The 22,532-nt window shown below is 72.9% G+C and carries 18 protein-coding genes; 13 read left to right on the top strand and 5 right to left on the bottom strand.

The features are described 5' to 3' along the window. The first annotated feature begins 23 nt into the window (after positions 1-23). The 5 genes from rsgA to CLT75_RS14795 all read left to right on the top strand — a co-directional run bounded on the left by rsgA (position 24) and on the right by CLT75_RS14795 (position 8,267). Positions 24-1,103 (top strand): ribosome small subunit-dependent GTPase A, encoded by a 1,080-nt coding sequence (rsgA, locus tag CLT75_RS14815; RefSeq protein ID WP_135241186.1) that lies wholly within the window; start codon positions 24-26, stop codon positions 1,101-1,103. A 209-nt stretch (positions 1,104-1,312) separates the two neighbouring features. Beyond that, positions 1,313-4,255, top strand: a complete 2,943-nt coding sequence (gene uvrA, locus CLT75_RS14810; RefSeq protein ID WP_135241185.1) for an excinuclease ABC subunit UvrA — start codon at positions 1,313-1,315, stop codon at positions 4,253-4,255. A 118-nt stretch (positions 4,256-4,373) separates the two neighbouring features. Further along, positions 4,374-4,862 (top strand): Rieske (2Fe-2S) protein, encoded by a 489-nt coding sequence (locus tag CLT75_RS14805; protein ID WP_135241184.1) that lies wholly within the window; start codon positions 4,374-4,376, stop codon positions 4,860-4,862. A gap of 83 nt (positions 4,863-4,945) precedes the next feature. After that, on the top strand, positions 4,946-6,892 hold the full coding sequence (uvrC, locus tag CLT75_RS14800) for an excinuclease ABC subunit UvrC (RefSeq protein ID WP_135241183.1): 1,947 nt from the start codon (positions 4,946-4,948) through the stop codon (positions 6,890-6,892). A gap of 718 nt (positions 6,893-7,610) precedes the next feature. Continuing rightward, complete coding sequence (locus CLT75_RS14795; protein ID WP_135239855.1) at positions 7,611-8,267, top strand: C39 family peptidase; 657 nt, start codon at positions 7,611-7,613, stop codon at positions 8,265-8,267. Between the two features lie 96 nt (positions 8,268-8,363). Here CLT75_RS14795 and recQ read toward each other — a convergent pair whose 3' ends face one another. After that, positions 8,364-10,217 (bottom strand): DNA helicase RecQ, encoded by a 1,854-nt coding sequence (recQ, locus tag CLT75_RS14790; protein ID WP_135241182.1) that lies wholly within the window; start codon positions 10,215-10,217, stop codon positions 8,364-8,366. A gap of 199 nt (positions 10,218-10,416) precedes the next feature. Here recQ and rapZ point away from each other — a divergent pair, with 199 nt between their 5' ends. The 8 genes from rapZ to CLT75_RS14750 all read left to right on the top strand — a co-directional run bounded on the left by rapZ (position 10,417) and on the right by CLT75_RS14750 (position 17,437). Further along, on the top strand, positions 10,417-11,313 hold the full coding sequence (gene rapZ, locus CLT75_RS14785) for an RNase adapter RapZ (RefSeq protein ID WP_135244018.1): 897 nt from the start codon (positions 10,417-10,419) through the stop codon (positions 11,311-11,313). Continuing rightward, positions 11,310-12,314 (top strand): gluconeogenesis factor YvcK family protein, encoded by a 1,005-nt coding sequence (locus CLT75_RS14780; protein ID WP_135241181.1) that lies wholly within the window; start codon positions 11,310-11,312, stop codon positions 12,312-12,314. The genes rapZ and CLT75_RS14780 overlap by 4 nt, the downstream gene beginning before the upstream one ends. A 54-nt stretch (positions 12,315-12,368) precedes the next feature. Further along, positions 12,369-13,349 carry a DNA-binding protein WhiA gene (whiA, locus tag CLT75_RS14775; RefSeq protein WP_018788213.1) on the top strand — a complete coding sequence of 327 codons (981 nt, stop codon included), beginning with the start codon at positions 12,369-12,371 and terminating at the stop codon, positions 13,347-13,349. Positions 13,350-13,613: 264 nt separating this feature from the next. Beyond that, complete coding sequence (gene gap / locus CLT75_RS14770; protein WP_013287466.1) at positions 13,614-14,618, top strand: type I glyceraldehyde-3-phosphate dehydrogenase; 1,005 nt, start codon at positions 13,614-13,616, stop codon at positions 14,616-14,618. Further along, positions 14,615-15,814: a phosphoglycerate kinase gene (locus CLT75_RS14765; RefSeq protein ID WP_135241180.1), complete on the top strand. Its 1,200-nt coding sequence runs from the start codon at positions 14,615-14,617 to the stop codon at positions 15,812-15,814. The genes gap and CLT75_RS14765 overlap by 4 nt, the downstream gene beginning before the upstream one ends. Beyond that, positions 15,815-16,606, top strand: coding sequence for a triose-phosphate isomerase (gene tpiA, locus CLT75_RS14760; RefSeq protein WP_135241179.1), 792 nt, complete (start codon positions 15,815-15,817; stop codon positions 16,604-16,606). Between the two features lie 95 nt (positions 16,607-16,701). After that, a complete protein-coding gene (gene secG, locus CLT75_RS14755; protein ID WP_091420428.1) occupies positions 16,702-16,962 on the top strand; it encodes a preprotein translocase subunit SecG in 261 nt (86 codons plus the stop codon). Between the two features lie 130 nt (positions 16,963-17,092). Continuing rightward, positions 17,093-17,437 (top strand): RNA polymerase-binding protein RbpA, encoded by a 345-nt coding sequence (locus tag CLT75_RS14750; protein ID WP_018788218.1) that lies wholly within the window; start codon positions 17,093-17,095, stop codon positions 17,435-17,437. A gap of 39 nt (positions 17,438-17,476) precedes the next feature. Here the strand turns inward: CLT75_RS14750 and pgl are convergent, their stop codons facing one another. The 4 genes from pgl to CLT75_RS14730 all read right to left on the bottom strand — a co-directional run bounded on the left by pgl (position 17,477) and on the right by CLT75_RS14730 (position 22,466). Next, positions 17,477-18,247 carry a 6-phosphogluconolactonase gene (gene pgl / locus CLT75_RS14745; RefSeq protein WP_135241178.1) on the bottom strand — a complete coding sequence of 257 codons (771 nt, stop codon included), beginning with the start codon at positions 18,245-18,247 and terminating at the stop codon, positions 17,477-17,479. 69 nt (positions 18,248-18,316) lie between these two features. Then, positions 18,317-19,333, bottom strand: coding sequence for a glucose-6-phosphate dehydrogenase assembly protein OpcA (locus CLT75_RS14740; protein WP_135241177.1), 1,017 nt, complete (start codon positions 19,331-19,333; stop codon positions 18,317-18,319). After that, positions 19,330-20,844 carry a glucose-6-phosphate dehydrogenase gene (gene zwf, locus CLT75_RS14735; protein ID WP_135241176.1) on the bottom strand — a complete coding sequence of 505 codons (1,515 nt, stop codon included), beginning with the start codon at positions 20,842-20,844 and terminating at the stop codon, positions 19,330-19,332. Before zwf ends, CLT75_RS14740 begins: the two co-directional genes overlap by 4 nt. A gap of 50 nt (positions 20,845-20,894) precedes the next feature. Next, on the bottom strand, positions 20,895-22,466 hold the full coding sequence (locus CLT75_RS14730; RefSeq protein WP_135241175.1) for a glucose-6-phosphate isomerase: 1,572 nt from the start codon (positions 22,464-22,466) through the stop codon (positions 20,895-20,897). Between the last annotated feature and the right edge of the window lie 66 nt (positions 22,467-22,532).

The following is a 22,532-nucleotide window of genomic DNA, read 5'->3' as shown; positions in this document are numbered from 1 at the left end:
CCCTCGACACCGATGAGGACATCATGACTCTCGATCTGACCGCCCTCGGCTGGGACGCCGGCTGGGCGGCCCATCTCGACCGGCGCGCCGGCCACCGTCACGGGCGGGTCGCCCGGGTGGACCGGGGCGTCTGCACCGTGCTGTGCCCGCAGGGGCCGGTGCGGGCCAGCCTCGGCGGCGGTGTGCTGTCCGCCGCCGCCCGCGACCTGACCGCACTGCCCTGCGCGGGTGACTGGGTGCTGCTGTCCACCTGGCCGGACGGCCCGGTCACGGTGGAGGTGGTGCTGCCGCGGCGGACCGCGCTGGTGCGGCGCACCGCGGGCAAGGACTCCAGCGGCCAGGTGCTGGCCGCCAACCTCGACGCCGCCGCGGTGGTCGAGCCGGTGCACCCGGAACCGGACGCCGCGCGGATCGAACGGCTGCTCTCCCTGGTGCACGAATCCGGGGCGGAGCCGCTCGTCGTGCTCACCAAGGCCGACCTGGCCGCCGACCCGGCGGCGGTGGCCCGGCAACTGGCCGACCTCGCGCCGGGGGTGCCGGTGCTGCCGGTCAGCGCCGAGCGGGGCACCGGCCTGGCGCCGCTGCGCCGCCACGTCGCCGCGGGCCGCACGCTCGGCCTGCTCGGCCCCTCCGGGGCCGGCAAGTCGAGCCTGGTCAACGCGCTGGCCGGGGCGGACGTGATGCGTACCCAGGCGATCCGCCGGGTCGACGGCAAGGGCCGGCACACCACCACCTGGCGGTCGCTGGTGCCGCTGCCGGGTGGGGGAGCGGTGCTGGACACCCCCGGTGTACGGGCGGTCGGCCTGCTCGACGGCGCGGCCGGGCTGGACCGGGCGTTCGCCGACATCACCGAGCTGGCCGCCGGCTGCCGGTACGCCGACTGCGCCCACGACGCCGAGCCGGGCTGCGCGGTGCGGGCCGCGCTGGACGACGGCGAGCTGCCGGTGCGCCGCTGGGAGAGCTGGCGGCGGCTGCAGCGGGAGATCGAGCACGAGGGCGGTCGCCGCGCGGCCCGGCTGGCGGCCGAACGGCGGGGCGGATGGCGGGCCGGGCGGCGACGTACCGGACGTCCGGCGACCCCGCCCACTCCTGGGGCATTCTGAGCCGGCCCGGGCCGGTCGGGTGGACCTGCGTGGTTCCCGCCCGACCGGCCTGAGCTGGGGGAATGTTCGCGCGACGGAAGTTGTCATACGTCGGGGCTAGAGTTGCCGGGGCGTCTCCTCTGCGCCCCCGACAAGCTGTGAAAACCACCCAGACCCGGCGTCTGGTGCACAGATCCGCCTCATATTCTTCTTCCGGGAGCACACGCACCGTGGCCGACCGACTGATCATCCGTGGCGCGCGCGAGCACAACCTGCGTGACGTCAGTCTCGACCTGCCCCGGGACGCCCTGATCGTCTTCACCGGGCTGTCCGGATCGGGCAAGTCGAGCCTGGCGTTCGACACCATCTTCGCCGAGGGGCAGCGCCGCTACGTCGAGTCGCTGTCGTCGTACGCCCGGCAGTTCCTCGGCCAGATGGACAAGCCCGACGTCGACTTCATCGAGGGCCTCAGTCCCGCCGTCTCCATCGACCAGAAGTCCACCTCCCGCAACCCGCGCTCCACCGTCGGCACCATCACCGAGGTCTACGACTACCTCCGCCTGCTGTTCGCCCGCATCGGCGAGCCGCACTGCCCGATCTGCGGCGAGCGGATCTCCAAGCAGAGCCCGCAGCAGATCGTCGACCGGGTCCTGGCCATGGCCGAGGGCACCCGGTTCATGGTGCTCGCGCCGGTGGTGCGCGGCCGCAAGGGCGAGTACGTCGACCTGTTCGCCGAACTCCAGGCCAAGGGCTACGCCCGGGCCCGGGTCGACGGCGTGGTGCACCCGCTGACCGAGCCGCCGAAGCTCAAGAAGCAGGAGAAGCACACCATCGAGGTGGTGATCGACCGGCTCAGCGTCAAGCCGAGCGCCAAGCAGCGGCTGACCGACTCGGTCGAGGCCGCGCTCGGTCTCTCCGGCGGCCTGGTGCTGCTCGACTTCGTCGACCTGCCGGAGGACGACCCGGCCCGGGAGCGCCGCTACTCCGAACACCTGGCCTGCCCGAACGACCACCCGCTCGCCATCGAGGACCTGGAACCCCGGGTCTTCTCCTTCAACGCCCCGTACGGCGCCTGCCCGGAGTGCACCGGCCTCGGCACCAAGAAGGAGGTGGACCCGGAGCTGGTCATCCCCGACCCGGAGCGCACGCTGCGCGAGGGCGCGATCCAGCCCTGGGCCACCGGGCACAACCTCGAATACTTCCTGCGGCTGCTGGAGGCGCTCGGCGAGGCCGAGCACTTCGACATCGACACCCCGTGGCGGGCGCTGCCGTCGCGGGCGCAGAAGACGATCCTGCACGGCTCCGACGACCAGGTGCACGTGCGCTACCGCAACAAGTACGGCCGCGAGCGCTCCTACTACACCGGCTTCGAGGGCGTGGTGCAGTGGATCGAGCGCCGGCACACCGACACCGAGTCGGAGTGGTCCCGGGACAAGTACGAGGGCTACATGCGGGACGTGCCCTGCGCGGCCTGCGGCGGCACCCGGCTCAAGCCGGAGGTGCTCGCGGTCACCCTGGCCGGCAAGAGCATCGCCGAGGTCTGCAACCTCTCCGTCGGCGAGGCGGCGGACCTGCTCGCCGGCATCGAGCTGACCGACCGGCAGAAGATGATCGCCGAGCGCGTGCTCAAGGAGATCAACGCCCGGCTCAAGTTCCTGCTCGACGTCGGCCTGGACTACCTCTCGCTGGACCGCCCGGCCGGCACGCTCTCCGGCGGCGAGGCCCAGCGCATCCGGCTGGCCACCCAGATCGGCTCCGGCCTGGTCGGCGTGCTCTACGTGCTCGACGAGCCGTCGATCGGCCTGCACCAGCGCGACAACCACCGGCTCATCGAGACGCTGCTGCGGCTGCGCGGGCTCGGCAACACGCTGATCGTGGTCGAGCACGACGAGGACACCATCCGGGTGGCGGACTGGATCGTCGACATCGGCCCGGGTGCGGGCGAGCACGGCGGCAAGATCGTGCACAGCGGGTCGGTGCCGGCACTGCTCGACAACACCGAGTCGGTCACCGGGGCGTACCTGGCCGGGCGCAAGGCCATCCCGACGCCGGCCAGCCGCCGGCCGCAGACGCCGGGCCGGGAGCTGGTGGTGCACGGCGCGCGCGAGCACAACCTGCGCAACCTCACCGTGAGCTTCCCGCTCGGCCAGCTCATCGCGGTCACCGGCGTCAGCGGCTCGGGCAAGTCGACGCTCGTCAACGACATCCTCTACACCGTGCTCGCCAACCAGATCAACGGCGCCCGGCTGGTGCCCGGCCGGCACACCCGGATCACCGGCCTGGAGAACGTGGACAAGGTCGTCGGCGTGGACCAGTCGCCGATCGGGCGGACGCCGCGCTCCAACCCGGCCACCTACACCGGGGTCTGGGACCACATCCGCAAGCTCTTCGCCGAGACCACCGAGGCGAAGGTCCGGGGGTACGGCCCGGGCCGGTTCTCGTTCAACGTCAAGGGTGGGCGCTGCGAGGCGTGCTCCGGCGACGGCACCATCAAGATCGAGATGAACTTCCTGCCGGACGTCTACGTTCCCTGCGAGGTGTGCAAGGGCGCGCGTTACAACCGCGAGACGCTCGAGGTGCACTACAAGGGCAAGACGGTCGCCGAGGTGCTGGACATGCCGATCGAGGAGGCGGCCGAGTTCTTCTCCGCCATCCCGGCCATCCACAGGCACCTCCGGACGCTCGTCGACGTCGGCCTCGGCTACGTCCGCCTCGGCCAGCCCGCGCCGACGCTCTCCGGCGGTGAGGCGCAGCGTGTCAAGCTCGCCTCCGAGCTGCAGAAACGCTCCACCGGCCGCACCGTCTACGTGCTCGACGAGCCGACCACCGGCCTGCACTTCGAGGACATCCGCAAGCTCCTGATGGTGCTGGAGGGCCTGGTCGACAAGGGCAACACGGTCATCACCATCGAGCACAACCTCGACGTGATCAAGACGGCCGACTGGCTCATCGACATGGGGCCCGAGGGCGGCCACCGGGGCGGCACCGTCATCGCCACCGGCACGCCGGAGGAGGTCGCCGAGGTGGCGGACAGCCACACCGGGCAGTTCCTGCGGCCGATCCTCAAGCTCGACGGCGAGGCCAAGGGCGCCAAGGCGGCCACCACCCGGGCGGCCAAGGCCAACGGCAGCGCCAAGCCGCGGACCCGCAAGGTCCCCGCCGGGGCGCGCTGACCAATCCGGTACGCGTTCACGCAGGCCGGGCCGTCGGTGCCCGGTCTGTGACGCGCCAGTATGAACCGTGCCGCACGCTGGTGCGTGTTTCCGCAGTAAGCCGAGAGAAAGGCCGGATATGAGTGATGATCAGGCGCTGACCCGACCGGTCACCCAGAGCCGCCGTACCCTGCTCGCCGGAGCCGGAGCGATCGGCGCGGCCGTGGTGCTCGCGGGCTGCGGCAGCGACGACGACGCGTCCCCCGGGCTGGCACCGACCAGCGGCGGCCCGCCCGGCGCCACCGCGACCGGCGACGCGGGCGGCGGCGACCGGGACGGCAGCAGCGCGCTGGCGCGCACCTCGGACATCCCGGTCGGCGGTGGCGCCGTCTTCGCCAGCCAGGGCGTGGTGATCACCCAGCCCGAGGCCGGCCAGTTCAAGGCGTTCGACCCGATCTGCACGCACCAGCGCTGCCCGGTGTCGAACGTCGACGGCGGCACGATCAACTGCACCTGCCACAACAGCCGGTTCTCGATCACTGACGGCTCGGTGAAGGGCGGTCCGGCCACCAAGCCGCTCGCGCCGAAGGAGATCAAGGTCGACGGCGACCAGATCAAGCTGGCCTGACCCGTTCCGCGCCCCCGCCGGCCGGTCGTCGGCGGGGGCGCGGCGACGGTCGCGTGTCAGAGGTGCGGACTAGGCTTGACGCCGTGGCTGACCCCTCGACCTACCGTCCTGCGCCCGGCACCATCCCGGAGTCGCCAGGGGTCTACCGCTTCCGTGACGGCACCGGCCGGGTGATCTACGTCGGCAAGGCGCGCAACCTGCGCAGCCGGCTCAACTCCTACTTCGCCGACCCGGTCGGCCTGCACCAGCGCACCCGGCAGATGGTGTTCACCGCCGAGTCGGTCGACTGGATCACCGTCGCCACCGAGGTCGAGGCGCTCCAGCAGGAATACACCTGGATCAAGCAGTACGACCCCCGGTTCAACGTCCGCTACCGCGACGACAAGTCGTATCCCTATCTCGCGGTCACGCTCGACGAGGAATACCCCCGGTTGCAGGTGATGCGCGGGGTGAAGCGCAAGGGCGTGCGCTACTTCGGGCCGTACTCGCACGCCTGGGCCATCCGCGAGACGCTCGACCTGCTGCTGCGGGTCTTCCCGGCGCGGACCTGCTCGTCCGGGGTGTTCAAGCGGGCCGGCCAGGTCGGCCGGCCCTGCCTGCTCGGTTACATCGGCAAGTGCTCGGCGCCGTGCGTCGGCAGCGTCAGCGCCGAACAGCACCGGGAGATCGTCGACGGCTTCTGCGACTTCATGGCCGGCCGCACCGACAGCATGGTCCGGCGGCTGGAGAAGGAGATGCTCGACGCCAGCGAGCAGCTGGAGTTCGAGCGGGCCGCCCGGCTGCGCGACGACGTCGCGGCGCTGCGCCGGGCGATGGAGAAGCAGACGGTGGTGCTCGGCGACGGCACCGACGCCGACGTGGTCGCGTTCGCCGACGACCCGCTCGAAGCCGCCGTGCAGGTCTTCCACGTCCGAGGCGGCCGGGTGCGCGGCCAGCGCGGCTGGGTGGTGGAGAAGACCGAGGAGCTGACCACCGGTGACCTCGTGCACCACTTCTGCACCCAGGTGTACGGCGGCGAGCAGGGCGAGACCGACGTGCCCCGCGAGCTGCTCGTCCCCGAGCTACCGGGCGACGCCGACGCGCTCGCCGACTGGCTCACCGCCCGCCGGGGCAGCCGGGTGTCGCTGCGGGTGCCCCAGCGCGGCGACAAGCGGTCACTGCTGGAGACGGTCGAGCGCAACGCCAAGGACGCGCTGGCCCGGCACAAACTCAAGCGGGCAGGTGACCTGACCACCCGCAGCCAGGCGCTCGACGAGATCGCCGACGCGCTCGCCATGAACACCTCACCGCTGCGCATCGAGTGCTTCGACGTGTCCCAGATCCAGGGCACCGACGTGGTCGCCAGCATGGTCGTGTTCGAGGACGGGCTGCCCCGCAAGAGCGAATACCGCCGGTTCATCGTGCGCGGCGCCACCGACGACCTGTCGGCCATGTCCGAGGTGCTGCGCAGGCGCTTCGCCCGCTACCTCGACGCCCGCGCCGAGACCGGTGAGCTGGGCGAGGAGACCGCGTCCGACCCCGACCGGCCCGGCATCGACCCGACCACCGGGCGGCCGCGCAAGTTCGCGTACCCGCCGCAGCTCGTCGTGGTCGACGGTGGTCCGCCCCAGGTCGCCGCCGCCGCGAAGGCGCTCGCCGAGCTGGGCATCGACGACGTGGCGCTGTGCGGGCTGGCGAAGCGGCTGGAGGAGGTCTGGCTGCCCGACGACGAGTTCCCGGTGATCCTGCCGCGCACCTCCGAGGCGCTCTACCTGCTGCAGCGGGTCCGCGACGAGGCGCACCGCTTCGCCATCACGTTCCACAGGCAGCGGCGCTCCAAGCGGATGACCGAATCCGCGCTGGACAACGTCCCCGGCCTCGGCGAGGTACGCCGCAAGGCGCTGCTGCGGCACTTCGGCTCGCTGAAGCGGCTGTCGTCCGCCACCGTGGAGGAGATCACCGAGGTGCCCGGGGTGGGCAGGCGTACGGCCGAGGCGATCCTGGCCGCGCTGGACGCCTCCACCACCACCGAAGCCGCCCCCCGTCCCTGACCCGTTCCCCGCTCCTGCCCGTTGCCCAGCTCGCCGGCGGGCCCGAGTGGAACACCATGGGTGTCTCCGCCCGCTTTTGACACCCATGACGTTCCACCGACGGCACGGGTCCTGCTGGGCGGAACCGTCATCCTGCTCCGTGGAAGGGTTCCGAAGGTGGTTTGGCGTGGGTTGTGTCGCCATGCGGGGGCGGGTGACCCGTCGGCCCCGCCCTCGGCCCCGGCCCCCGCCCTCGGCCCCGGCCCCGGCTCCCGCGATCTTGCACTTTGGGCCCCGAAGATGCCCGTTTCACGAGGCTTGTCCGGCACCAAACTGCAAGATCGCGCGCGGCAGGGGTGGATCTTGTTGCAGGAGCCGGGATCGGGGAGCCCATGCACCCGGGGATGGGTGGTTTGGTGAGCGGTGTCCGGTTCGCTGGGTTGGCTGGGCTGTGGTCGGTGCCATCGTCAGCGTGGAATCGGGGGCGGGCGCGGGGCGTTGTACATGGCTGACCGCCGAGGCACCGGGTCGAGCGCCCATCACCGGCCCGCCAGGCACCCCGAGCGGATCGCCAGGTCAGGGAATGACCCCGGGCCGGTCGTCGTTACATCCCCGAGCCGCGGACAGCAGGCCCCCAGGCCGCCCGCGCGCCAGCCCTATCGACGGGCACCCCCAAGACTTTCCCCCTTCTCGCGGCGTCCCCTTCGCCGCGTTTCCCCCACTCAGGGAGGCAACCATCATGGCTACCACTCTGCTGCGTAAGACCGTTCTGACCGCTGCCGGTATCGCCGCCACCGCCGGAGGCATCGCCGGCCCCGCGATCGCCGCCCACGCCGCCCCCACCACCAGCACCACCAGCGTGGTGGCGGACCGCAAGGGCCACGGCGAGCGGGAACTCGACGTCCGCTACGAAGCCCAGCCCAACTTCTACTTCTGCGGCCCCGCCGCCGCCCGCAACGCCCTGAGCGTGCAGGGCAAGAACATCGACGTGCACGCCATGGCCAAGGAGATGGGCACCACCGAGGCCGGCACCAACAGCATCAACGACATCACCCCCGTGCTGAACAAGGAGACCGGCGCCAAGGACGCCTACAAGTCGGTCGAGATCAGCACCCCCAAGGCCGACGACAAGCAGACCGACAAGCTCCGCGCCGACGTCGTCAAGACCGTCGACGCCGGCCGGGCCGTGGTCGCCAACATCGCCGGCACCGCCACCGACACCGACGGCACCACCCACTCCTTCGAAGGCGGCCACTACATCAGCGTCATCGGCTACCGCGACAACGGCAACACCGTCACCATCGCCGACAGCGCCAACCCCAACACCGCCACCTACCGGATGAGCATCGACAACCTCGCCGACTGGATCGCCACCCGCGGCTACAGCACCAGCTAAGCAAAACCGCCGCCCCCACGGCTGCCGAGCAAGGGCGATAGCACGCACACCGGAAGGGCCCGACCCCCACCACGGGGTCGGGCCCTTCCTCGTGCGTCAGGACTCGGCGAGGACGGCCAGGATCGCCTCGCCGTACTTGGCGAGCTTGTTCTCGCCGACCCCGTTGAACCGGGACAGCTCGGCGAGGGAGGTGGGCGGCTCGGCGGCGATCTGCCGCAGCGTCGCGTCGTGGAAGATGACGTACGCCGGGACGCCCTGTTCCTTGGCGGTGGCCGCGCGCCACGCGCGGAGCCGCTCGAAGACGGGCGCGGCGGCGGGGGAGAGGTCGGCGACCACAGTGGCCGCGCCCCGCGGCTTGGCGGACCGTCCGGCCGGGCGCTCCGGCTCCTTGCGCAGCGTGACGGTACGGCGGCGGCCGAGCACGTCAGCGCTGGCGTCGGTCAGCGCCAGCGTGCCGTAGTCGCCCTCGACCGCGAGCAGCCCTTCGGCCAGCAGTTGCCGCACCACCCCACGCCACTCGGCCTCGCGCAGCTCGGTGCCGATGCCGAAGGTGCTGAGCGCGTCGTGGCCGTACTGGTCGATCTTGTCGGTGTGCTTGCCGAGCAGGATGTCGATGCTGTGCCCGGCGCCGAACCGCTGGTTGCGTTCGCGGTCGAGCCGGAAGACGGTGGACAGCAGCTTCTGCGCGGCGACGGTGCCGTCCCAGGACTCCGGCGGTTCGAGGCAGGTGTCGCAGTTGCCGCAGTCGGCCACGCCGGTCTCGCCGAAGTATTCGAGCAGCTGGGAGCGGCGGCAGCGGACCGTCTCGCAGAGCGCCAGCATGGCGTCCAGGTGGGCGGCGAGGTTGCGCCGGTGCGCCAGGTCGGCCTCCGACGTCTCGATCATCTTGCGCTGCTGGACGACGTCCTGGAGCCCGTACGCCAGCCAGGCCGTGGACGGCAGCCCGTCGCGCCCGGCGCGGCCGGTCTCCTGGTAGTAGCCCTCCACCGACTTCGGCAGATCGAGGTGGGCGACGAAGCGGACGTCGGGCTTGTCGATGCCCATGCCGAACGCGATGGTGGCGACCATGACCAGGCCGTCCTCGCGCAGGAAGCGCTGCTGGTTGGCGGCGCGGGTCGAGGCGTCCAGCCCGGCGTGGTACGGCAGCGCGGGGATGCCGTTGGCGACCAGGAACTCGGCGGTCTTCTCCACCGAGGCGCGGGACAGGCAGTAGACGATGCCGGCGTCGCCGGGGTGCTCGTCGCGCAGCAGGCTCAGCAACTGCTTGCGCGGCTCCCGCTTGGGCACGATCCGGTACTGGATGTTGGGCCGGTCGAAGCTGGCCACGAAGTGCCGGGCCTCGGTGAGCCGCAGCCGGGTGGCGATCTCGGTGCGCGTGGCCCGGGTCGCGGTGGCGGTCAGCGCGATGCGCGGTACGTCCGGCCAGCGCTCGTGCAGCATCGACAGGTTGAGGTAGTCGGGGCGGAAGTCGTGCCCCCACTGCGACACGCAGTGCGCCTCGTCGATCGCGAACAGCGCGATCCGGCCGCGTTCCAGCAGGCCGAGCGTGGACCGCACGGCGAGCCCTTCCGGGGCCAGATAGAGCAGGTCCAGCTCGCCGGCGACGTAGGCCGCCTCGACCCGGCGCCGCTGCGCGGGATCCTGGGTCGAGTTGAGGAAGCCGGCCCGGACGCCGACCGCTGTGAGCGCGTCGACCTGGTCCTGCATGAGCGCGATGAGCGGCGAGACGACCACCGCCACGCCGTCGCGGACCAGCGCGGGGATCTGGTAGCACAGCGACTTGCCGCCACCGGTGGGCATGAGCACCAGCGCGTCGCCGCCTGTCACCACGTGCTCGACGACCTCCTGCTGGAAGCCGCGGAAGGCGTCGTACCCGAAGACCCGCCGCAACACGTCGAGCGCGTCGCCGGCCGGTGCGGAGGTGGTCCGCTCGTCGGTGGGGGAGACCATCCGCGCAGTCTACGAGCGTCCCCCGACACCGCCCGTCCCGGCGAGCCGTGCTGGGGCCGCCGACATGTTCCGGTCGTCACCCCGTGGAATCCCGGGCCGGGTCGCAGCCGTTAGAGTCGCTGATTGACCATGCGCGGCCGACCGGCCGCGGCGCCACGGCTGGGGGTAGCGGGTGAGCGAGGCGCGTACAGCGGGTGACCTGGGACGGACCGAGGGGGAGACGGCGCCGGCCGAGTCGGACACCTCCCTGGTGGTGGTGACCGGCCTGTCCGGCGGCGGGCGCAGCACTGTGGCGCGGGCGCTGGAGAACGTCGGCTACTACGTGGTCGACAACCTGCCGCAGGCGCTGCTGCTCGACATGGCCGAGCTGGCGTTCAAGGCCGGCGGCGCGGCCCGGCGTACGGCGATGGTGCTGGACGTGCGCTCGCGCGCGTTCTCCACCGACCTGGCCGGGGCGATCCGCGAGCTGCGTGAGCGCGGCTTCCAGCCCCGGGTGGTCTTCGTCGACGCCGACGACGAGGTGCTGATCCGCCGGTTCGAGAGCGTGCGCCGCTCGCACCCGTTGCAGGGCGACGGGCGGCTGGCCGACGGCATCGCTGTCGAGCGGACGCTGCTGGAGGAGGCCCGCGAGCAGGCCGACGTGATCATCGACACCAGCCACCTGAACGTGAACCAGCTGCGGCGCCGGGTCGAGGAGCTGTTCGGCGGCGAGGACGCCCGCCGGCTGCGGATCACCGTGATCTCGTTCGGCTTCAAGTACGGTCTGCCACCGGACGCCGACTTCGTGATGGACGCCCGGTTCCTGCCGAACCCGTACTGGGTGCCGGAGCTGCGTGAGCACACCGGCCGCGAGGAGGCGGTGAGCGCGTACGTGCTGGGCCAGGAGGGCGCCGACGCGTTCGTGGCCGGCTACGCCGACCTGGTCAACGCCACCACCGCCGGGTTCGAGCGGGAGGGCAAGCGCTACCTGACCGTGGCGGTCGGCTGCACCGGCGGCAAGCACCGCAGCGTTGCCATCGCCGAGGAGCTGGCCTCCCGGCTGCGTCACTCCGGCATCGCCGCGAACGCCCAGCACCGGGACCTGGGGCGGGAGTGACCCCGACCAGGGTGGTCGCCTTCGGCGGCGGGCACGGGCTCTCGGCGTCGCTGCGGGCGCTGCGTCACTGCGTACCCGAACTGGACCTGGACATCACCGCGGTGGTCACCGTCGGTGACGACGGCGGCTCCAGCGGCCGCCTGCGCGCCGAGCGCGGCGGCCTGCCGCCGGGCGACCTGCGGCAGGCGCTCGTCGCGCTGGCCGGTGACCACCCGGCCACCCGGCGCAGCGCGGCGTTGTTCCAGCACCGCTTCGCCGCCGCCGTGCCGCCGGCGCCGACGATCGCCGCGCCGGTACCGGTTGCGGTGGGCGACTCGCTCGCCGGCCACGCGGTCGGCAACCTGCTGCTGCACGGGCTCACCGAGCTGCTCGGCGACCCGGTGGCGGCGCTCGACCACGCCGGGGCGATGCTCGGCGCGGTGGGGCGGGTGCTGCCGATGTCCCGCCAGCCGGTGGGCATCGAGGCCCGGGTCCGCGGCGCCGACCCGGAGCACCCGGACGAGGTGTCCACGGTGCGCGGCCAGCACCAGGTCGCGGTCACCCCGGGCACCGTCGAGTCGCTGCGGCTCAGCCCGTCCGCGCCGGCCGCGTGCGCCGAGGCGGTGACGGCGGTACGCGCCGCGGACTGGCTGATCTTCGGGCCGGGCAGCTGGTACACGAGCGTGCTGCCGCACCTGCTGGTGCCGGGGCTGGCCGACGCGATCGTGTCCAGCCCGGCGCGGCGGCTGGTGACGCTCAACCTGGTGGCCGAGAAGGAGACCTCGGGGCTCTCCCTGCCCGACCATCTGGACACCCTGCGGCGCTATCTGCCCGAGCTGAAGGTGGACCGGGTGCTCGCCGACTCCACGGCGGTGGGTGATCCCGCGGCGGTCGAACGTGCGGCAGAATCGCTGGGTGCCCGGCTGGTCCTCGCTCCCGTCGCCGTCCTGGACGGCACGCCCCGTCATGATCCAGCCGCCCTGGGCGCCGCGCTGGTGCCTGTCCTGCGCGCCGATCGTTAGACACGTACGTAATCACCGGCGACACGCCGGAACCGGTCCGTGAGGGGGCGCACTATGGCGATGACGGCTGCGGTCAAGGACGAGCTGAGTCGGGTCGACGTGCCCAAGCCCTGCTGTCGGCGGGCGGAGATGGCCGCCCTGCTGCGTTTCGCCGGCGGCCTGCACATCGTGTCGGGCCGCGTGGTGGTCGAGGCGGAGCTGGACACCGGCGCGGTCGCGCGCCGGCTGCGGCGGGAGATCGCCGAGGTGTACGGCTACCCGAGCGAGATCCACGTGCTCGCCTCCGGCGGGCTGCGCAAGGGCAGCCACTTCATCGTGCGGGTGGTCAAGGACGGCGAGGCGCTCGCCCGGCAGACCGGCCTGCTCGACGTGCGGGGCCGCCCGGTGCGCGGCCTGCCGCCGCACGTGGTGGCCGCGAACGTCTGCTGTGCCGTGTCGGCCTGGCGGGGCGCGTTCATGGCGCACGGGTCGCTCACCGAGCCGGGCCGCTCCAGCGCGCTGGAGATCACCTGCCCCGGCCCGGAGTCGGCGCTGGCGCTGGTCGGCGCCGCCCGCCGCATCGGCATCACCGCCAAGAACCGCGAGGTGCGCGGCGTGGACCGGGTGGTGGTCAAGGACGGCGACGCGATCGCCGCGCTGCTCACCCGCATAGGCGCGCACTCCAGCGTGCTGGCCTGGGAGGAGCGGAGGGTACGCCGGGAGGTGCGCGCCACCGCGAACCGGCTGGCCAACTTCGACGACGCCAACCTGCGCCGTTCCGCCCGTGCCGCGGTGGCCGCCGCCGCCCGGGTGACCCGCGCGCTGGAGATCCTCGCCGACGACGCGCCGAACCACCTGACCTCGGCCGGGCGGCTGCGCCTGGAGCACCGTCAGGCCTCGCTGGAGGAACTGGGCGCGCTCGCCGAGCCGCCGCTGACCAAGGACGCCATCGCCGGCCGGATCCGCCGGCTGCTCGCGCTGGCCGACAAGCGTGCCCGTGACCTGGGAATCCCGGATACGGAAGCGGCAGTCACGCCGGACATGCTCGTGGTCTGATAGGACTCGGGCGGCAGCGCACCGCGAGCGGGATCACCACCCGCCGCAGCGCGACGCCGCGCGCTCGGATATGGTCGCTGCGTACGGCAAGGGGGCCGGAACAGGCGCTCCTCGCCGTGCTCACCGCCTCGGGCGGTCAGGTCTCCGGGACCGCGGCGGGGTGGCCGAGATGACATGTCGACGGCCGGCTCCAACGGTCGGCGCACACACCTCCGCCGGCCCCGGTCTGGCGCCGGCGGACCAGAACGCGAGGAGATGGGACCTGTGACCATCCGGGTTGGCATCAACGGCTTCGGCCGGATCGGCCGCAACTTCTTCCGGGCAGTGCTGGCGTCCGGCGCTGACATCGAGGTCGTGGCGGTCAACGACCTGACCGACAACGCGACGCTCGCCCACCTTGTCAAGTACGACAGCATCCTGGGCCGCCTCCCGCACGAGGTGAAGGCCACCGCCGACGAGATCACCGTGGGCGGCAAGACCATCAAGGCGTACGCCGAGAAGGACCCGGCGAAGCTGCCGTGGGGCGAGGTCGGCGCCGACGTGGTCATCGAGTCCACCGGCTTCTTCACCGACGGCACCAAGGCGAAGGCGCACCTCGACGGCGGGGCCAAGAAGGTCATCATCTCCGCGCCGGCGAAGAACGAGGACGTCACCGTGGTCATGGGCGTCAACCAGGACCAGTACGACCCGGCCAAGCACAACATCATCTCGAACGCCTCCTGCACCACCAACTGCCTCGCGCCGATGGCGAAGGTCCTGCAGGACACGTTCGGCATCAAGCAGGGTCTGATGACCACCATCCACGCGTACACGCAGGACCAGAACCTGCAGGACGCGCCGCACAAGGACCTGCGCCGGGCCCGGGCCGCCGCGCTCAACATCGTGCCGACCTCGACCGGCGCCGCGAAGGCGATCGGCCTGGTGCTGCCGGAGCTGAAGGGCAAGCTGGACGGCTACGCGCTGCGCGTGCCGATCCCGACCGGCTCGGCCACCGACCTGACCGTCGAGGTCGGCCGGGAGACCACTGTGGACGAGGTGAACGCCGCGCTCAAGGCTGCCGCCGAGGGCCCGCTGCGGGGCATCCTCACCTACAACGAGGACCCGATCGTCTCCGCCGACATCGTGACCGACCCGGCGTCGTGCATCTTCGACGCGCCGCTGACCAAGGTGATCGGCAACCAGGTCAAGGTCGTCGGCTGGTACGACAACGAGTGGGGCTACTCGAACCGCCTGGTCGACCTGGTCAAGCTGGTGGGTCAGTCGCTGTGACGATCCGCAACCTCGACGACCTGCTCGCCGAGGGGGTGTCGGGTCGGCGCGTGCTGGTGCGCGCCGACCTGAACGTCCCGCTCGACAAGCAGACCGGGGAGATCACTGACGACGGCCGGATCCGGGCCGTTCTGCCGACGCTGAGCGCGCTGGTGCAGGCCGGCGCGAAGGTGGTCGTCTGCTCGCACCTGGGCCGCCCGAAGGGCGCGCCGGACCCGCAGTTCAGCCTCCGCCCGGTCGCCGGGCGGCTCGGTGAGCTGCTCGGCGCTCCGGTGCACTTCGCCGAGGACACCGTCGGCGACTCGGCGCGGTCCACCGTGGCCGGCCTGGCCGACGGCCAGGTGGCGCTGCTGGAGAACCTGCGCTTCAACAAGGGCGAGACCAGCAAGGACGACGCCGAGCGGGGCGCGTTCGCCGACCAGCTCGCCGCGTTCGGCGACGCCTACGTGGACGACGCGTTCGGCGCGGTGCACCGCAAGCACGCCAGCGTGCACGACGTACCGGCCCGGCTGCCGCATTACGCGGGCCGGCTGGTGCTGCGCGAGGTCGAGGTGCTCAGCCGCCTCACCGGCGAGCCGGAGCGGCCGTACGTGGTGGTGCTGGGCGGCTCGAAGGTCTCGGACAAGCTCGCCGTGATCGAGGCGCTGCTGCCGACCGTGGACCGGCTGCTCATCGGCGGCGGCATGTGCTTCACCTTCCTCAAGGCCCAGGGCCACGAGGTGGGCACGTCGCTGCTGGAGAAGGACATGGTCGAGACCTGCCGCAACCTGATGGAGCGCGCGCCGGGCAAGATCATGCTCCCGGTCGACGTGGTGGTGGCCGACGCGTTCGCGCCGGACGCCGCGCACGACACCGTGCCGGCCGACGGCATCCCGAGCCACCGGCTGGGCCTGGACATCGGCCCGGAGACGGTGGCCGGTTTCGCCGCCGCGCTGTCGCAGGCGAAGACCGTCTTCTGGAACGGCCCGATGGGCGTGTTCGAGATGGCGGCGTTCGCCAACGGCACCCGGGGTGTGGCCGAGGCGATCACCAAGGCCGACGCGTTCAGCGTGGTCGGCGGCGGCGACTCGGCCGCGGCGGTGCGCGCGCTGGGCCTGGACGAGTCCTCGTTCGGGCACATCTCCACCGGTGGTGGCGCCTCCCTGGAATACCTGGAGGGCAAGACCCTCCCCGGCATCGCGGCCCTGGAGAACTGAATGGCGAGCACGACCCGCCGGCCGCTGATGGCCGGCAACTGGAAGATGAACCTGAACCACCTCGAGGCCAACCTGCTGGTGCAGAAGCTGGCCGCGAGCCTGAACGAGAAGCAGCTCACCGACGTCGAGTGCGTGGTGCTGCCGCCCTTCACCGATCTGCGTACCGTGCAGACCGCGGTGGACGGCGACAAGCTGCTGATCGGCTACGGCGCGCAGGACCTGTCGCCGCACCCGTCCGGCGCGTACACCGGTGACATCGCCGGGCCGATGCTGGCCAAGCTGGGCTGCGGTTACGTGGTGGTCGGGCACTCCGAGCGGCGGCAGTACCACCACGAGGACGACGCGCTCGTCAACGCGAAGGTGTCGGCGGCGCTGGCGAACGGGCTCACCCCGATCCTCTGCATCGGCGAGGGCCTGGAGGTCCGGGAGCAGTCGGGTCAGGTGCGGCACTGCTGCGACCAGCTCGACGGCGCGCTGAAGGGGCTCACCGCCGAGCAGGTCACCAAGGTCGTCGTGGCGTACGAGCCGGTCTGGGCGATCGGCACCGGCAAGACGGCGACCCCGGACGACGCCCAGGAGGTCTGCGGCGCGGTGCGTAAGCGCATCGCCGAGACCTACGACGAGGGCACCGCCGAGCAGGTCCGGATCCTGTACGGCGGGTCGGTCAAGGCGTCGAACGTCGCCGCGATCATGGCGCAGCCGGACGTGGACGGGGCTCTGGTCGGGGGCGCCAGCCTGGACGCGGAGGAGTTCGCGCAGATCTGCCGGTTCCCGGAGCACATCACCCGCTGATCGCTCGCTATCCTTGACGCTGCCCGTCCACCGGTCGGTGCCGCAGTGCCCGACAGGTCCGGGCAGTGATCGCAACGAGAGGACTGACCCCCGCCATGCCGATCTGGTTCGCCTACACGATGATCACGTTGCTGGTCATCACGAGCGTCCTGCTCACCCTGCTGATCCTCCTGCACCGCGGTAAGGGCGGCGGGTTGTCGAGCATGTTCGGCGGCGGCGTCAGCTCCAGCCTGGCCGGTTCGTCGGTGGCCGAGAAGAACCTCGACCGCTACACCGTTCTGGTGGGAATCGTCTGGTTCGCGTGCATCGTCGGGCTCGGACTCTGGCTGCGGCTGCAGATGGCCAGCGGCACCTGAGTCGGCGCTGAGAAGCGTACAATCTGCGCGCGGTCCGTCACGGACCGCGCGCAGTTTTGTTTCTCCGCACGTCGCCCGTCGCCCACCCCCTCCGGCGGCGGTCCCCTCCGACGACAGGGAGCGAGCAACCGTGCCCAGCAACAACGTCATCCGCGGCACCCGGATCGGGTCCGCCCCCGAGCGGTTCGACCAGCGGGTGGAGCCCGCGCCGCGCCGCCCGGTCGTCTACTGGTGCCGCCACGGGCACCGGGTCGAGTTCCTGATCGCCGCCGAGGCCGAGACGCCCGCGACCTGGGAGTGCCCCCGCTGCGGCGAGCCGGCCGGCCCCGACCCGGGCGACCCGCCGGGCCGCCAGCGGGCCGAGCCGTACAAGACCCACCTGGCGTACGTGCAGGAGCGGCGCACGCCGGAGGAGGGGGAGGCGCTGCTCGCCGAGGCCCTCGACGCGCTGCGGCGTCGCCGCGGCCGCGCCTGAGCCGGCCGTGGAGGGCCCGTCCGGGCCCTCCACAGCGGCTCAGCGGAGGCTGCGCAGGCGGGGCGGCACGTTGGCCGCCGCGGCCCGGTCGAGCAGCCAGAGGGTACGGGAGACGCCCCGCACCCCGGCGGCAGGAAGCTGCACCGGCCCGGCCCCGGCCAGCGCCATGCCCACCGCCCCGGCCTTGTCCGCCCCGGCGGCGATCAGCCAGACCTCCTCGGCCGTGTTGATCGTCGGCAGCGTCAGCGTGGTCCGCACCGGCGGCGGCTTCGGGCTGCCCCGTACCGCGCTGACCGGCCGGTTGTCGTGGTGCACCGGGTGCTCCGGGAACACCGAGGCCACGTGCCCGTCCTCGCCGACGCCGAGCATCAGCACGTCGAAGTGCGGCACGATCGCGTTCCCGGGCCGGGCGGCGGCGGCCAGCTCCCGCGCGTACCCGGCGGCAGCCGCCTCCGGGTCGTCACCGGCGGGGCCGTCCGACGCCGGCATCGGGTGCACCCGGGCCGGGTCCAGCGGCACCGTGTCCAGCAGCGCCGCCCGCGCCTGCGTCTCGTTGCGCTCCGGGTCGCCGGCGGGCAGGAACCGCTCGTCGCCCCACCACACGTCGACCCGGGCCCAGTCGACGGCGTCCCGGGCGGGTAGCTGCCCGATCGCCCGGTACACCGCCGCGGCGATCCGCCCGCCGGTCAGCACCACCGACGCCTGGCCGCGCTCGGCCTGCGCGTCGAGCAGCTTCACCACCAGCCGGGCCGCCACCGCCTGCGCCAGCAGGTCGGGGTCGGCGTGTACGGCGACACTCGCCTCAGTCATCCGTCGAGCCCTCGTGTTCCGACCGCCCACCGGCGGTCACCTGTGCCTCTGACCGCCCGGTCCGGGCGGTCACTCGTTCGCGGTCGCGCCCGCGTGCGCGGTCACGCCGGCCTCGGCCCGCTGGGCGGTGGCCGGATCCTTCCACACGTGCACCCGCTGGGCCGGACGCTGGTCGAGCCCGGTGATCCCGGCCGCAGCGCCGAGCGCCTCCGCGTACACCTGGTCGGCGTCGAGGCGGCGCAGCTCCTCGGCCAGCTCGTCACCGAGCGGCCGGCGCACCAGCGGCAGCGTGCGGTCCTCCTGGCCGGTACGCCGGAACACCGCGATGCTGTCGTCCCGGGTGAGCGTCAGCTCGTCGCCGTTGGCGCAGCGCAGCTGCACCTGACGCATCCGCGGGAACTCCTCGGTGGCGGTCAGGATCGGGTCGATGCCGAGCCGGGCGTTGAGCCAGCCGCGCATCAGCGCCGCCGTCGGGTCCGACGGGGGAGCCACCACGCTCGCCTCGGTGACCCGGGCCTGGGTGGTGTCGAACGCGCCCGCCACGAGCGTGCGCCACGGGGTGATCCGGGTCCACGCCAGGTCGGTGTCGCCCGGCGCGTAGTCGCGGGCCCGCTGCCGCAGCGCGGCGATCGGGTCGGCGGCCTGCGCCGAGTCGGTGATCCGCCGGTCCGCGACCACACCGAGGAAGTCGGTGGCGATCTCCTCCGGCGGCTCGCCGTGCCACCACGTGACCACGGGTACGTCCGGCACCAGCAGCGGCATCACCACGGACTCGGCGTGCAGGGCGAGCCGCCCGTACATCCGGGTGACCACCGCCTCGCACGGCCCGAGCCGGCCACCCACGACGATCTCCGCGTCCAGCCGGTTGCGGTCCCGCTCGACGTCGGAGCGGACCACCACGAGCAGGCGGCACGGGTGGGCCGCCGCGGCGATGGTGGCCGCCGCCTCGGCCTCGCGTACCCGCTTCTCGTCCACCACCACGATCAGCGTGAGCGCCATGCCACTGGCCACCCCGCCCGCGCTGCGCCGTTCCGCGGCCAGCGCCTTGACCACCTCGTTGCCGGTGGTGTCCCACAGCCCGATCATGCTCTTCTCCAAGCCCGGCCCTCGCGGGCCAGCATCTCGTCGGCGGCCCGGGGCCCCCACTCACCGGCGCGGTACGGCTCCGGGGTCGTGCCCGCCCAGGCGTGCTCCAGCGGGTCGACGACCTGCCAGCTCTGCTCCACCTCGGCGGCGTCCGGGAACAGCGTCCGGTCGCCGATCAGCACGTCCAGCACCAGCCGCTCGTACGCCTCGGGGCTGGACTCGGTGAACGCCTCGCCGTACTGGAAGTCCATCGCGATGTCGCGGACCTCCATCGTGGTGCCCGGCACCTTGGAGCCGAACTTCAGCACCACGCCCTCGTCCGGCTGCACCCGGATGACGAGCTGGTTGGGGCCGAGGGACTCCATGTCGGCGGCGTCGAACGGCAGGTGCGGCGCCTTCTTGAACATGATGGCCACCTCGGTGACCCGCCGGGGCAGCCGCTTGCCGGCCCGGATGTAGAACGGCACGCCGGCCCAGCGGCGGTTCTGGATGCCCAGCTTCACCGCCACGTACGTCTCGGTGGTGGAGCCCTCCGGGACGCCCTCCTCCTCCAGGTAGCCCTTGGCCCGCTCGCCGCCCACCCAGCCGGGCAGGTACTGGCCGCGCACGGTGTCCTCGGAGACGTCGTGCGGCACGGTGATCGCCTTGAGCACCTTGAGCTTCTCGGCCCGGATCTCGTCGGCGTCGAAGCTCGTCGGCTCCTCCATGGCGACCAGGGCGAGCAGCTGGAGCAGGTGGTTCTGGAGCACGTCGCGGGCGGTGCCGACCGAGTCGTAGAACGCCGCGCGGGTGCCGATGCCGACGTCCTCGGCCATGGTGATCTGCACCGAGTCGACGTACTTGGAGTTCCACAGCGGCTCGAACAGGTTGTTCGCGAAGCGCAGCGCCAGGATGTTCTGGACCGTCTCCTTGCCCAGGTAGTGGTCGATCCGGAACACGTCCTGGCGGGTGAAGACGTCGTCGACGAGGTCGTTGAGCGCCTTGGCCGAGGGCAGGTCGTTGCCGAACGGCTTCTCCACCACCACGCGCCGCCAGCCGCCGGACTTGGCGTTGTCCGCCATGCCGGTGCGGGCGAGCTGCTTGAGTACCACCGGGAAGGCCGCCGGGGGGATGGAGAAGTAGAAGGCGGCGTTGCCGGGGATGCCGTGCGAGTCGCGCAGCTCGTCGAGCGTGGCGGCGAGGTGGTCGAACGCGGCGTCGTCGTCGAACGAGCCGCCGACGAACTTGATGTTGCCGGCGAGCCGGGCCCACACCTCCTCCCGCCACGGGGTACGGGCGTGCTTCTTGGCCGCGTCGTGCGCCACCGACTCGAAGTCGCCGTCGCCCCAGTCCCGGCGGGCGAAGCCCAGCACCACGAAGCCGGGCGGCAGGAGCCCTCGGTTGGCCAGGTCGTAGACCGCCGGCAGCAGCTTCTTGCGGGCCAGGTCGCCGGTCACCCCGAAGATCACCAGGGCACACGGCTCGGGGATCCGGGGCAGCCGCCGGTCCTGCGGATCGCGCAGCGGGTTCACCGGGCCACCTCCTCCTGCGTCTCGGTCCGCTGATTCCAGGTCATTGATCGTCACGTGCGTGTCCGTCCGGCCGTTTCCAGGAGCTGGGCGGCACCCGCCGCCCGCTCGGTCAAGTGCAGGCGCAGCACCGGTCGCTCCCGGCCGGCCAGGGCCCGCCGGTCGCCGGCGGCCTGGGCCGCCTGGAGCTGCGCGAAGGTGTACGGACGACCGGGCACTTCCAGATCATCGGTGACCGCACCGGTGATCTGGAGATGCCGGCCGTGCGGGTCGGTGTGTTCGGCCCGGCGCGGTCCCCAGCCGAAGGTGACCGGCCGCCCGGCGGCCCGCGCCAGCAGCGGGCGCAGCCCGGCGACCGCCGCGTCGGCGTGCCGGTCGAGGTACGCGGTCACCACGAGGTGCTCCCGATCGTCCAGCCCGTCGAGCAGCCAGCGCAGCGCGCCGGTCAGGTCGGCCGGCGCGCCGCCCGGGGCGTACACCTCGATCGCGCCCTCGACCGACGACGGCGGCCCGCTCTCCGGCGCCGCGTCGTCGTCCGCCGGGTCCGGCGACGCGGCGAACGGGTCGGTCCGCAGCGTCACCGCGGCGGTCGCGGCGGCGTAGGCCCAGGTGAGCAGGTGTGCGCCGAGCGGACCGTTGACCGCGACGTCGGCGGCCACGCCCGGTCCGACACCGGCGCCGAGGGCGCCGCCGAGACCGACCGTGAGCACGCCCGGACCGGTGGCGCCGGGGGAGTCGGGGAACTCCGCCACCACCGGCAGCAGACGTCCACCGGTGGCGTCGGCGAGCAGCGCGCCCGCCCAGCGGCCCAGGCCGTCGAGGCCGGTGCCGTCGGATACCAGCGCGATCGTGTCCCGGCCGGTGCCGGGCGCCGCGCCCAGGGCCGCGCCGAGCGCCAGGGCCGGGTTGTCCCGATCCCGGTCGAGCGCGCCGGTGAGCGCCTCGGCCTCGTCCAGCACCTCGGCCACCGGCGCGCCGGCCAGCGCCGCCGCGACCAGACCGGACGCGGTGAGCGCGGCCCACGGCCCGGCCACGCCGGGCTCGGCCGGGATGACCATCGCGCCCAGCTCGTCGGCGCGCGCCGCGAGTTCCGAGCCGGGCTCGGTGACCACCACGACGTGCCGGGCGGCATCCGGGCCCTCGTCCGCCCACGCCTGCCGGTAGACCCGCAGGTGGGCGTCGGTGGTCCGGTCGAGGCCGCGCCGGGCGGCGAGCACCAGGAGGGTACGCGCCGGGCGGTCGGCGAGCGCGGCCCGGACCGGTCCCGGGTCGGCGGTGTCGAGCACTGTCAGCGGCCGGCCCAGGCACTCGGCCAGCACCTCCGCGGCGAGCGTGTCGTCGCGGGCGCCGGCCAGCACCACGTGGTCCAGGTCGCCCAGCTCGGCGGCCAGTTCGGCGAGCTGGGGGAGCAGGTCCCGGCTGCGCCGGTGGGCGTGCAGCCAGCCCAGCCGGTCGAGGGCCGCCGACTCGGCGGCGGGCCCCCAGAGGGCCGGGTCGGCGGCGGCGAGCCGGGCCGGGACGTCGTGGGAGACGAGCGTGGCGCGGGTGGCCGCACCGAGGGCGTCGGCCCCGCGCACGGCCAGACCGGCGGCCATGTCCGCCCGCCCGGCCAGCAGGTCACTCACCGCGCCACCTCGGCTCGCTCAAGGCAGACCACCTCACCCGGTCCACGGTACGGCGCGACGCGTCCC

The organism is Micromonospora sp. CNZ285 (assembly GCF_004637285.1).
Note: the sequence above shows the minus strand (reverse complement) of the source record. Positions and strands in the feature narration are given on the sequence as shown.